This is a genomic window from Niveispirillum fermenti (assembly GCF_052474395.1).
Map to the genome: position 1 here is coordinate 722812 of NZ_CP156681.1, position 12497 is coordinate 735308.

The 12497-nt window shown below is 67.7% G+C and carries 11 protein-coding genes; 4 read left to right on the top strand and 7 right to left on the bottom strand.

Translation table 11 applies throughout. The annotated features are described in order from the left end of the window. Window positions 1-97 precede the first annotated feature (97 nt). The gene (locus tag ABC728_RS14770) at window positions 98-406 is read right to left on the bottom strand and encodes a hypothetical protein (protein ID WP_416622200.1); all 309 of its coding nucleotides are present in this window, start codon (window positions 404-406) and stop codon (window positions 98-100) included. A 124-nt stretch (window positions 407-530) separates the two neighbouring features. On the opposite strand from ABC728_RS14770, the gene ABC728_RS14775 reads away from it, so the two are divergent. After that, window positions 531-1748 (top strand): argininosuccinate synthase, encoded by a 1218-nt coding sequence (locus ABC728_RS14775; RefSeq protein WP_416622201.1) that lies wholly within the window; start codon window positions 531-533, stop codon window positions 1746-1748. A 322-nt stretch (window positions 1749-2070) separates the two neighbouring features. Further along, complete coding sequence (locus ABC728_RS14780) at window positions 2071-2940, top strand: alpha/beta hydrolase (protein ID WP_416622202.1); 870 nt, start codon at window positions 2071-2073, stop codon at window positions 2938-2940. 31 nt (window positions 2941-2971) lie between these two features. Here ABC728_RS14780 and prfA read toward each other — a convergent pair whose 3' ends face one another. From prfA to ABC728_RS14795, 3 genes are all read right to left on the bottom strand, one after another. Continuing rightward, window positions 2972-4009, bottom strand: coding sequence for a peptide chain release factor 1 (prfA, locus tag ABC728_RS14785; RefSeq protein WP_445376647.1), 1038 nt, complete (start codon window positions 4007-4009; stop codon window positions 2972-2974). A 202-nt stretch (window positions 4010-4211) separates the two neighbouring features. Continuing rightward, the gene (locus ABC728_RS14790) at window positions 4212-4673 is read right to left on the bottom strand and encodes a spore coat protein U domain-containing protein (RefSeq protein ID WP_416622391.1); all 462 of its coding nucleotides are present in this window, start codon (window positions 4671-4673) and stop codon (window positions 4212-4214) included. 617 nt (window positions 4674-5290) lie between these two features. Continuing rightward, complete coding sequence (locus tag ABC728_RS14795; RefSeq protein ID WP_416620850.1) at window positions 5291-6052, bottom strand: class I SAM-dependent methyltransferase; 762 nt, start codon at window positions 6050-6052, stop codon at window positions 5291-5293. Window positions 6053-6454: 402 nt separating this feature from the next. Here ABC728_RS14795 and ABC728_RS14800 point away from each other — a divergent pair, with 402 nt between their 5' ends. Next, on the top strand, window positions 6455-8224 hold the full coding sequence (locus tag ABC728_RS14800; protein WP_416620851.1) for an MASE1 domain-containing protein: 1770 nt from the start codon (window positions 6455-6457) through the stop codon (window positions 8222-8224). A 55-nt stretch (window positions 8225-8279) separates the two neighbouring features. Here ABC728_RS14800 and ABC728_RS14805 read toward each other — a convergent pair whose 3' ends face one another. The 3 genes from ABC728_RS14805 to ABC728_RS14815 all read right to left on the bottom strand — a co-directional run bounded on the left by ABC728_RS14805 (window position 8280) and on the right by ABC728_RS14815 (window position 11530). Continuing rightward, on the bottom strand, window positions 8280-9515 hold the full coding sequence (locus tag ABC728_RS14805) for a hypothetical protein (RefSeq protein WP_416620852.1): 1236 nt from the start codon (window positions 9513-9515) through the stop codon (window positions 8280-8282). Window positions 9516-9621: 106 nt separating this feature from the next. Beyond that, window positions 9622-10770, bottom strand: a complete 1149-nt coding sequence (gene ribA / locus ABC728_RS14810) for a GTP cyclohydrolase II (protein ID WP_416620924.1) — start codon at window positions 10768-10770, stop codon at window positions 9622-9624. Between the two features lies 1 nt (window position 10771). After that, window positions 10772-11530, bottom strand: coding sequence for a CDP-alcohol phosphatidyltransferase family protein (locus ABC728_RS14815; RefSeq protein WP_416620853.1), 759 nt, complete (start codon window positions 11528-11530; stop codon window positions 10772-10774). Window positions 11531-11724: 194 nt separating this feature from the next. Between ABC728_RS14815 and ugpQ the strand changes: the two genes are divergently transcribed. Further along, window positions 11725-12471, top strand: coding sequence for a glycerophosphodiester phosphodiesterase (gene ugpQ, locus ABC728_RS14820; RefSeq protein ID WP_416620854.1), 747 nt, complete (start codon window positions 11725-11727; stop codon window positions 12469-12471). Window positions 12472-12497 lie beyond the last annotated feature (26 nt).

The window sequence follows — 12497 nt, forward strand, 5'->3', positions numbered from 1 at the left end:
GGCCCCGCCGAACATGCGGGGCCATTATTAACATATCGTTATAATCATAGGAGCGAACGGCCGTAGCGTCATCCGCTTAAAAGCACCTACGCATCTTTTAGTCCGAATGCCGGTCGGGCGGCAAGTGGCGGCTGGTTTCCTCATGCACGGCCTTGTCATGGCCGCTGCGGTTGGAGAAGAAAGCCAGCGCCATCAGCCCGCCGCCCACGGCCAGCGATCCGATGACGCCCAGCACCAGGGCGATGAAGCCATGCAGGCTGATCCCCGCATCCCCGCCGCCGCCAGCCACATTCCAGGCCCAGATGCCGGCCCCCGCCGCAAGCAGCAGCAGCACCAGCAGGCAGATCAGCATCCATCGGCCACCCCGGCTCATCCCCTCGAACTCCCGCGGTTCATCGCAGTCCATATGGGGTCTGTCACCATCGCCGCCCAGCCCCCCGGCAAAAGCGGGCGCCATGGTCTGGACAGCGCTACCCGCCCCCGATACCTTCCCTGCCCGGTTCAACCTGTAACCGCAACGGATATTTCCCATGAAGAGCGGCGTGAAGAAAGTCGTGCTGGCCTATTCCGGCGGCCTCGACACCTCGGTGATCCTGAAATGGCTGCAGGAGACCTACCGATGCGAGGTGGTGACCTTCACCGCCGACCTGGGCCAGGGCGAGGAGCTGGAGCCCGCGCGCAAGAAGGCCGAACTGCTGGGCGTCGCGCCGGAAAACATCTTCATCGATGACCTGCGGGAAGAATTCGTGCGCGACTTCGTGTTCCCCATGTTCCGGGCGAACACGCTTTACGAGGGCACCTATCTGCTGGGCACCTCCATCGCCCGGCCGCTGATCGCCAAGCGCCAGATCGAGATCGCCCGTCAGGTCGGCGCCGACGCCGTGGCCCATGGCGCCACCGGCAAGGGCAACGATCAGGTCCGGTTCGAACTGGGCTATTACGCGCTGAAGCCCGACGTGACGGTCATCGCGCCCTGGCGCGAATGGGACCTGAACAGCCGCACCCAGCTTCTGGAATTCGCAGAGCGCCACCAGATCCCCATCGCCAAGGACAAGCGCGGCGAGGCCCCCTATTCCACGGACGCCAACATGCTGCACATCAGCTACGAGGGCAAGGCGCTGGAGGACCCGTGGGTGGAGCCGGACGAGGACATGTTCACCCGCACCGTGGCGCCGGAAAAGGCCCCGGACGAGGCCGAGTATGTCGAGATCGAGTATCTGGCGGGTGACCCGGTGGCCGTCAACGGCCAGAAGATGACCCCGGCCACCATCCTGACGGAACTGAACCGCCTGGCCGGCAAGCATGGCATCGGCCGGCTGGATCTGGTGGAGAACCGCTTCGTGGGCATGAAGTCCCGCGGCGTGTACGAGACGCCGGGCGGCACGCTGCTGTCGGTCGCCCATCGCGGGATCGAAAGCATCACCCTGGACCGCGAGGCCATGCACCTGAAGGACGAGGTGATGCCCCGCTATGCCAAGCTGATCTATAACGGTTTCTGGTTCAGCCCGGAGCGCGAGGCCCTGCAGGCCCTGATCGACAAGACGCAGGAGCGCGTGAACGGCGTCGTCCGGCTGAAGCTGTTCAAGGGTTCGGCCCGCGTCGTCGGCCGCAAGAGCCCCAACAGCCTGTACCGCCTGGATTACGTCACGTTCGAGGCCGACAGCGTCTATAACCAGAAGGATGCAGAGGGCTTCATCAAGCTGAACGCCCTGCGCCTGCGCCTGAACAACATCGCCAAGGATCTCTGATCCGGTCCCCGGTATTGCCAGGTCAGTGATGGAACGCCGCCCGGTGCAAGCCGGGCGGCGTTTTGTCTTGTAGGCCCAGTGCGATCTTCGCGGGCGCTCAACGCGCCAACCAATGTTGCGATGAGTTCAACTCACCGCACCTTGGCATTACCCGATTGCCCGGTCCGTTACCCGCCCCGCAGTCTGGCGCCCCGCCCCTGGAAACGGTTCCATCGGTCCATGCGGGCCATAGGGGGCCACCGGTTCCGGTGCCCCGGCGCCGAACGGCACAGGCGATGACGGGAGGACAGGAATGTTGCGGTTGGCCAGGAAATGGAAGCGGATGGCACCGGTCGCCCTGATGGCCGTGGCCCTGCCCGCGATGACGCAGCAGGCGGCACGGGCGGAAACCACCCCGCCGGCCCCGCCCGGCTATGTGATGCCGTCCACCCATGTCTGGGACCTGACGTCCGACCAGGGCGAGGTTTACCGCATCATGGTGTCCTTCCCCGGCACGGAGATGCCGGCCGATGGCTATCCCGTGCTTTACGTGCTGGATGGCAACGCGATGTTCGCCGGCTTCGCCGACGCGCGGCGCATCCAGGAATATTCCGATGCGGGCAAGGGCATCGTGGTGGGGGTCGGCTATCCCACCGACCAGGCCTATGATGTGCGCCGGCTGAACGATTACACCCAGCCGCTGCTGGACCCGCCGCCGTCCAATGTACGCCATCTGGCGCAGTACAAGAGCGGCGGGCGCGACATGTTCCTGGATTTCCTGACAGGCCGGCTGCGCGCGGAAATCGGGAACCGTTACAAGATCAATCCGGAACGCCAGTCCCTGTTCGGGCATTCACTGGGCGGGCTGCTGGCGCTGCACGCGCTTTATACCCGTCCCCAGGCCTTCCATTCCATCGTCGCTGCCAGCCCGTCCTTCGACTGGAACGAACAGGGGATGCTGCCGGACGAACGGACCTTCGCCGCGCGGATGGCCAGCGGCAAGGTCGGCAGGACCAGCCGGCTGCTGGTCGTGGTGGGGGACCGCGACATCGATGACGACCCGGAACCGGCCGCCATCTTCGTCAGGCGGATGGAGCAATTGTCCGTCCATGGGCTGCGCACACGCCTGCTGCGCTATCCGGAGGAAGGGCATATGAGCGTGCCGGCACGATCGGTCACCGACACGCTGCGCTTCGTGTTCGAACTGCGCTGACCGCAACGGGGACGGCGCCGTCGGGGGCCGGTCATTGCAACTCGGCCAGCCTTTCCGCCTCTTCCTGGGCGATCAGCGCGTCGATGACCTCGTCCATCTCGCCGGCCATGAACCTGTCGATCTTGCCGTAAAGCGTCAGGTTGATGCGGTGGTCGGTGATACGCCCTTGCGGGAAATTATAGGTGCGGATGCGTTCGGACCGGTCGCCGGAGCCGACCTGGCTCTTGCGGTCGGCCGCGCGCTCCGCGGCCAGGCGCTGGCGCTCCGCCTCGTACAGCCGGGCGCGCAGCACCTTCAGCGCCTTGGCCTTGTTCTTGTGCTGGCTTTTCTCGTCCTGCTGGCTGACGACGATTCCGGTCGGCAGGTGGGTGATGCGCACCGCGCTGTCGGTGGTGTTCACCGACTGCCCGCCGGGGCCGGATGAACGGAACACATCGATGCGCAGGTCGCGTTCGTCGATATGCACATCGACCTCCTCCGCCTCTGGCAGGACGGCGACCGTCGCGGCGGATGTGTGGATGCGGCCCTGTGTCTCCGTGGTCGGCACGCGCTGCACGCGATGCACGCCCGATTCGAATTTCAGCCGGCGGAACACGCTGCGCCCCGTGATGGTGGCGCTGGCCTCCTTGTACCCGCCGATACCCGTCCCGGAGATCTCCATCACCTCGAAACGCCAGCCCTGGCCGGCGGCATAGCGCTTGTACATCTCGAACAGTTCGGCGGCGAACAGCGCCGCCTCGTCCCCGCCCGTGCCGGCGCGCACTTCCAGGATGGCGTTGCGCTCGTCGGCCTCGTCCTTGGGCAGCAGGGCCAGCAGGATGCGGCGCTCCAGCTCCGGCAGGCGGCGATGGGCCTCGGCCAGTTCCTCCTCGGCAAGGGCGCGCATCTCCCTGTCGTCGCCCCGCGCCATGGCCTCAAGGTCGGCCATGTCGGCATGGGCGCGGCGCATCTGGGCGATGGCGGCGGCAACGGGCTCCAGTTCGGCATATTCCTGGCTGGCCTTGACATAGGCGTCACCGGCCAGCGCGCCCGACGCCAGCCCATCACGTAGTTCCTCGAACCGCATCATCACCTTGGCGAGCGGCTCGCCAAATCTCTGTTCAAAGTCCGACAAGGATGCACCCGTGCGCCACGAAACCCGCCCTGGACTTGTCGATATAGGCGATCGGGGGCCCGGCGGTCACGCGCAATTAAAAATCCCCCGCCCGGCAGGCCGGGCGGGGGTTCAGGCTGGAACTGCCCGATGAAGGTGTTCGGAAGGGTTGGAGTATTTACTTTGCAGCGATGGTGACGGTGACGGTGTCGGCATAGTCACCGGCGATATACTGCTCGGAAGCGGGGATGGTGACCTTGAGGTCGGCCTTCTTGTTGAACTGGGCGTTGGCGCGGTCGATGACCATCTGGCTGTTGAGGTTGCCGCCCTGGCCATCATAATTGACCTGATAGGCGATCTCGAAATTGCCGGACTTGAGCTTTCCGGCATTGGTGGAGGCCAGGGTGATCTTGTAGCCGTTGCCGGCGTTGCAGCTTTCGGTGACGGAGCCGATGGTCTTGTTGTTCTCGCCATTCTTCAGGGAGAGGTTCTGGCCCTGGTCCTGGACGGTGATGGTGCAGGACTGGGCGACATTGCCGCGCAACTGGATGGTGCCGGTGGCGTTCTGTGCGAAGGCGGGTGCGGCGATGGCGGCGACCAGCAGGGAGGCGGCGGCGGTCTTGGCGAAGAACTTGTTCATGATCGGGCTCCGTCGGTTCGTTGTGATGCGGCGTTGTCGCCGTCATGCCGAGGGAGGAGAGCAGGATCGATGCCAAGTTGGTGATTGACGTTGCGGTTGAGGGAAACTGCGCCTTTCCGGTATGTCCAAGCGGGTGTGGGCCATATTGCACTATGCAAAACTGCGAAATGCATAACTCATAATGCAACGACCATTGCCATCTGCAACGGTCGCCGTGCCACCAGCACAACCTAACCCTTTGTATGGGGTGCGGTAGCGGCAGGCCTTTCCGCCGTGCCAAGTCCCATCGCCGAAGAAGGTCAGTCCGGGGCAGGAATCCACCACCACCACAGGGCGTGGATACAGTCATTTTCACCCGCATCCTTCGGGAAAAGCCCTGTCTGGTCCGTAGAACGGCCAGATTTGATTTATTCCGGCCATCCATGCGACAGCGGAAGCCCGACGATAGGGGGGGCCGGCCGGGACAGGAGCCATGCCGGCGCCGGCCATATCTGGTGCCTGACCTGCCATGATGCCGCCCATCCGGCGAACCTGGCAGGCGACATCGCCTGATAGGTACTGGCGGAAGCCGTACTGCCGGGGGGGCGGTCCGGGACCCCGCAACAGGGATTTATGGATCAGGGCTCCGTGGAGCGGCGGCGTTCGGCGGCCATGCGACCGAACACGGGCTGGGCCTGCGGCGACAGGGCACGCGACCGCTCCCGGCCCTTGGCCCGTGCGGCGCTGGCATAGATCTGCTTGGATGCCTCCACCATGTTGACGCCGGCGAAGGCGCGGAACCAACGGCGCCCCACCTCCTCCACGGCCGGCGCGGAGGCCAGCAGGAAACGCCGCTGTGTGGGGGGCAGGAACAGGGCGCAATCCTCCCGCTCCGGCACGAACATATTGTCCTTCAGGGTGCGGCGAAGCTGGGAGGGGGAGAAGGGGCTGCCGAGGCCGAACGGGGTGCGGTCCGATCTTGCCCAGATGCCCGAGCGATTCGGTGTCACGGCGATCAGCCGGCCGCCGCCAGCCAGGACGCGCCACATCTCCCGCATCAGGGGGCGCAGTTCTTCCGTGCATTCCAGCCCATGAACCAGCAGCACGCGGTCGACCGACATGTCGGGAAAGGGCAGTTCCGCCTCGTCGGCCAGGGTGACGCGGCCCGGCCCCTCCGGCGGCCAGAAGACCACGCCCTGGCTGGCCGGCATCACGGACAATACCCGCTCCGCCTCCTCCGCGAACATGCCCAGATAGGGCGTGGCATAGCCGATGCCCAGCACCCGCTGCCCGCGCATATCGGGCCACATGGCACGGATGCGGCGGCGGATCAGCCGGCGGACCATCTGGCCCGTGCTGCCGCGGTAGAATTCACGCAGGTCGAGGACATCGCTGTACATGCAGCCAGCATAGCGCAATTGCGGACGGGCGATGCGAAGCAAAAGGGATGTGGGACAAAAAGGATGCAGGCAAAAGAAAAGCCGGCTGTGCCTTGCACGCCGGCTGTAGATGATCATCCCCGGATCGGCGAGACACGTCCAGGGTTCATCCCGGTGTGGCGCGGTTGAACCGAACGCCACACGGCACGGCGGACAATACGCGAAACATCGCCCCACGCCAGCCCGGAACATCCGCCCGGCCCGTCATTTGAAATGGATGTAACATTTACATCACATGGTGCGGCGCAACGAACACGATCCGCCCGTAATAGAAGACTTCCATTCCGGGACCGACTTCAGCCAGTATGTGAATGCGGGGTGAACAGTCCATGCTTGCAAGGCATGGCTTCACGGGGGTGGCTGATGGCGTACAGCCTCAGGCTGGTGATGGCGAACCTGGCATTGGGCCTGGCCTATGCCGGCAGTGGTCAACTTGGATTGCTGGTTCCGTTCTCGGGAGAGGCCGTAACCCTGGTATGGCCGCCCAGCGGCATCGCATTCGCCGCCTTATGGTGCGGTGGTCCCGCCCTGCTGCCGGGGATCATGCTGGCGGCGGCGGGCCTGAATTATCTGAATTTCGGCGATCCGCTTTTCGCGCTGGCCGTGGGTGTCGGCAATGGGTTGCCCGCCCTGGTCGCCTGGGCGCTGCTGCGCCGGCTGCGCGGGCACCGTCCGCTGTTTGATGGCGTCCGCGGCCTGGTCGCCTTCCTGATCCTTCCCGTGCTGCTGGCCCCGATGCTGAGCGCCAGCGTGGGCATCCTGGCGGCACTGGCGGGCGGCACGGGTCTGGGCGAAAGCGTGGCCAGCGGCTGGACAAGCTGGTGGCTGGGCGATGCCATGGGTGTGCTGCTGGTGGCGCCGCCGCTGATCCTGGCCACGGCACCCGGTGCCCTGTCGCTGATCCGCCGCCGCTGGCGGGAAGCGCTGGCGCTCGTCCTGGCCGCCGGCCTGCTGCTGTGGGGCCTGTCCCTGCCGCAGGCGGTCTGGCTGCACGAGGCCGGGCGTCTGGCGCTTTTCTGCCTGACGCTGGGCGCGGGGCTGCGGCTGGGGCTGCTGGGCACCTCCACTTACACCCTGCTGGTCGCCGCCGGGCTGACCGCGATGACGGCGCAGCGCGCCGGCCCCTTCGCCAGCGACAGCTACCACACCAGTTTCGCCACGCTGCTGGCGGCGCTGGCCGTGCTGGCCGTGGCCGGCCTGATCCTGGCCACCACGATGGCCACACTGCGCCGCGCCATCCTGTCCGAGCGGGAGGCCCGACAGCAGGCCGAACAGGCCCTGACCCGCCTGCGGCAGACGCAGGACGATCTGGTGCAGGCGGAAAAGATGGCTTCACTCGGCCGGCTGGTCGCCGGCATCGCGCATGAGATCGCCACGCCCGTGGGCACCGCCCTGTCGGCCGCCACGCGGCTGGCCAACGACACGCGCGGCATCGAACAGGCCCTGGCCGGCGCCACGCTGCGCCGGGAACAGATGAACGACTATATCGACGGCACCTCGCTGGCCGCCCGTATCCTGCAATCCAACATGGAACGGGCAGCCCGGCTGATCGAAAGCTTCAAGCATGTGGCCGTGGACCGCACGCGGCAGGACCGGCGGCGCTTCGACCTTGCCGGATATCTGGAGGAGATCGTCATCTCCCTGCGCCCCCAGACCCGCAAGACGCCGCATGCCATCGCGCTGACCGGGGCCAGCCGGCTGACGGTGGATACCTATCCCGGTGCCGTGGCGCAACTGGTCACCAATCTGGTCGTGAACGCCGTGACCCACGCCTTTCCCGACGGCCGGGCGGGGCGGGTGGAACTGGACCTGCGCGGCGACGAGCAGGGCTGGGTCGAACTGCGCATCAGCGACAATGGAAGCGGCATCGCCCCGGACCAGATGCATCGCGTGTTCGAGCCCTTCTTCACCACCCGCCGCGACCGGGGCGGCAGCGGGCTGGGCCTGTACCTCGCCTACAGCCAGGTCGTGCAGAAGCTGGGCGGCAGCATGAGCGTGGCCAGCACGCCCGGCCAGGGCACCTGCTTCACGGCCCGGTTCCCCGCCAAGGCACCCCTGGCGGCGACCGGGGACCTCCCGGCGCCCCCGCCGCCGACCCCCATCGACCTGGCCGCCAAGCGCCTGAGCGCCTGAACGGACCGGCATCCGCCGGCGACAGGGGCGCGCCCCTGCCATCAGCGGCCCGCCATCAGTGGACCGTCGTCCCGCCTGTGCCGGCGGCGGCCGCGTCGGCGCGGCGGCGGGCCTGGCTTTCATATTTGTTCATGGCCTGGGCCATCATGTCGGCGATCAGTTCCTTGGGCAGTGCTGCCGGCCCTTCGGGCGGCCAGGCCGCCGCCTGCCGGGTGGCGGTCCCGCCATCCTGCGATGCGGCCGGCGGCTTGGGCGCGGCGGCGGCGGCCGGGGTGAAGGCGGCGCCGGGCATGCCGCCGCCCATGTTGCGAACCATCTGTTCAGACCGGGAGGTCAGCATCGGCTTGGGCACCATGCTGCCGGAATGGACGGCGTTGGCCCGGTAATCGGCCAGGCTGCGGCCGGTCCGGGCGGGCTGGGCCGATTGCTGCTCCTGGCTCATCGCGGTCAGCAGGTTGCTGCCGGAGGCGGGCGCTCCCGGCGTCGGCAGGCTGGCCACCACACCCGTCAGGCCCACACCGCGCGCCGCGGCCAGGGCGGCATCGGCGCCGGGCGTGGATTCCAGCTTCTTCAACTGCCCGGCCGTGGCGATCCCGCCGGCGGCCGGAGAGGTGGCGCTGGCGGACGTGGCGCTGGCGGACAGGGCGCCGGCAGGCGCGCTGCCGGTGGATGGCGTGGCGCCCGACGCGGCCGTCACGGCGGCCCCCTGCTGCGCCATCAGGCTTTCCAGCAGGGCGGCCTGCCCATCGGTCAGTTCGAGAACGGGCTGGGTGGCGGGGGCACCGGCAACCGGGGCAGCGGGAACCCCTTCCGCATCGGCCGTCCGCCGGGGCCGCGGGGCCGTGACGGTGAACGGATCATCTTCCCCGGCCGGGGCTGCCGCCGGCTTGTCCGTGTCCAGTCCCAGAAGGTCGGCGACCTGGCCCAGCGTGTCCTTGCCCGTGGTCTTTTCCACCACGGCATCGGCACTGGCCAGCGCCACGCCGACAGGGCCGAAGAACAGGGCGGCCCCGGCAATTTTCGCCGGGGTGCCGATCGTGTCGCCCGTCACGGCCTGATAGATCTTGTTGACGACGGGGATGTGCTGCAACGGGTTGATGACATCCAGCACATCCCAGAAGGACATGCCCCCGCCCGTGTCCCCCTCTGCCGCAGCCGGCCGGGAAGCCCCGGTTTCCGGGGTTTCGCGGGCCGCTCCGGATGCCTCCATGCCATGGCGTTCCAGGGCCGCCATCTGGTGATGGCGATGCTGGCTGCGGACATGGTCCATATGGATGGCGCTCGGCGGCATGACGGTCCTCCCTGGTTCGTCAGGGAATATGCAGGCACCGTGCCAAGCCTCTCGGGCGGAAAGGCGGCCAATTTTGCCGGGTGGCTGGCGGGCCGATCCGCACCGGTCAGAACAGGTGGCCCGACTTCTCCGCCTTGGTCCGCAGATAAGCCTCATTATGGCCATTGGCGGGGAAGATGTGGGGCACGCGCTCCACCACCTCCACCCCGCAGGCGGCAAGCTGGGCCATCTTGTCGGGATTGTTGGTCATCAGCCGCACCTGGCCGTACCCCATCTGCCGCAGCATGCCGGCCGCGGGCAGATAGACACGCTCGTCCGCATCGAAGCCCAGCACGGTATTGGCATCCACCGTGTCCAGCCCGCCATCCTGAAGGCGATAGGCCCGCAGCTTGTTCATCAGGCCGATGCCGCGCCCTTCCTGGGCCAGATACAGCACGATGCCCTGCCCGGCCGACGCGATTTCCCGGATGGCGCCGCGAAGCTGGGGGCCGCAATCACAGCGCAGGCTGCCCAGCAGGTCGCCCGTGAAACATTCCGAATGCAGGCGGGCCAGGACGGGCTGGCCGGGGGCCGGGTCGCCGATGATGATGGCCAGATGCTCCGGGCCGCCATCGCTGGGGCGGAAGGCCACGATGCGGGTCCGCTCCGCATCCTCCAGCGGAACCGCGGCTTCGGCCACGCGCGCCAGGCTGCGGGCCGAACGGCGGCGGTAATCCACGATATCGGCGGCACGCACACACAGAAGATCGTGCCGGCGGGCAAAGCCGGCGGCATCTGCGCCGCCGCGCGCCGCAGGCAGGTCAGCCACGATGGCCGCCGGCAGCAGGCGGGCGATCTTGGCCAGGATGGTGGCCGCACCTTCCGGCCCGGCACCACCGCCCAGGCTGGCGGCACCGGCGGGACGGCCGGCACGGGCCGGGCGCGTGGGGTCGGACAGGTCGCGGACCAGATCGGCCGACAGGCCGGCGGGCGGATCGATACGCACGGGCTGGTCGGCCGGCACCTCCAGGCCCAGGGCCCGGCCCCGCTGCCCCGTCAGCACCAGGGCCACGGGCGTTCCGGCCAGGGCGGCAAGCTGGTTCAGCGTCCGGGTGGTCACCGCCTCCGCCGCCATGGCCAGGAGCGCGCGCCCATTGGCACCGGCAATCACCACCGCCTCGCCGCGCCGCAGGTCGGACAAGGCGCGATCGACGGCACGTTGGGCCGCATGGTCCAGCGGGGTGGCGAGGTCGTCGGAGGCGTATTCCAGAACCATGTTATCCATTATTCGTTCCACCGGCGTTATCGCGGCGGCTTTCCAGCCAAACCGTATCGACCGCGAAGGAGAAAAGCAAAAGCGCAAGCGCTGCACCTACCGCAAAGCCGGTCAGCGGTGGGCCGACAACGGGCGTCAGGCAGAAGGCCAGCACCGCGACCTGCAGCATGCAGATGACGCGGCGGCGCTGCGAAGGGGGAAGCGGCGCCGACAGCCAGGGCCGGATGCGGGCCGCCAGCACGAATAGCGGCCGGGGCAATGCCAGGGCCAGCACCCAGGCCCCCACCTCCCCCGTCCGCCAGAGCAGCAGGGCCAGGACCAGGATGGCCAGCGTATCGACCTCCATATCGAACCGCGCGCCATAGGCACTGGCCAGCCCCTGGCGCCGGGCCAGCCAGCCATCCACCCCGTCCAGCCCCAGGGCCGCGACAGCGATCAGGGCCGGAAGCCAGAGGGCATCGGCCGCGATGGCCGGCGTGAAAGGCAGCATCCCGGCCAGCAGCGCCAGCAACCCGGCGCGCAGCAGGGTTACGCGATTGGCATGGCCCCAGGCACCATGCCCGTGTCCCTGCAGGCGCGTCAGTGCCAGCCAGGCGACCGGCAGCAAGGCCACCAGACAGGCTGCAATATAGGTTTCCGGCCATTCCTGATGCTGCATCACGGCCCAGGCGCCCAGCGCCACGCCGGCCACGCAGCCCGCCAGATGCGCCAGAACGGACAGGCGCAGGCGGGTCGGGGCTGTTTGCGGAGGCATGGACATGATGGACATTGGAAATAGGTTGGGGATTTCCTGCCAAAGGCAAGGGCCCCCCAGCCTGACAGACATGGACCCGGTCGGCATCCCCGATGTCACAGCAGCGCACATGGAACATGCGGGTATCCCTGCCGGACATGCCCCAGGGGCGGAAATACGCTATCGTCGGCATCTGTCCAGAAAGCCCGAGGCCCTGTCCCATGACCCTGTCCATCCCCCGCCTGATCGGCCATCGCGGTGCCGCCCGCCATGCCCCGGAAAACACGCTTTCCGGCATGCGCACCGGTGCCTTGCAGGGGGCGCTGTGGGTGGAGGTGGATGTGAAGATCACGCGCGACGGCGTACCCATCCTGATGCATGACGATAAGGTGGACCGCACCACCAACGGCCATGGCCTGGTGGCGGACATGGATTTCACGCAAGTCCGCGCACTGGATGCCGGGTCCTGGTTCGGTCCCGATTTCCGGGGGGAACGGGTGCCCACGCTGGCAGAAGCGATCGAGGCCGCACGTTTCCTGGATATCAACCTGAACCTGGAGATCAAGCCCTGTCCGGGGCGCGAGGAGCAGACGGCCGGCATCGCGCTGTCCATGGCGCTGAACCTGTGGCCGGCCGACCGGCCGCCGCCGCTGGTCTCCAGCTTTTCCACCGAGGCGCTGGCCATGGCCAGGACGGTCGCCCCCCATTGGCCGCGCGGCTATCTGATGGAGGAGGAGCCCGCCGACTGGGCCGCCATCGCCGACCGGCTGGACGCCGCCACCATCAACATCGATGCCAGGCGCCAGTCGGCCGGCAGCATCGCCGCCTTCCGCGCCACGGGACGGCCCGTCCTGGCCTATACCGTTAATGACGCACAGCAGGCACGGCAGCTTTTCCAGTGGGGGGTGGCGGGGGTGTTCACCGACACGCCGGAAGGCCTGTTCAAGGGGCTGACGGGCAAGGGCTGAAAAGGGAAACCGCCTGTTCGCACCTG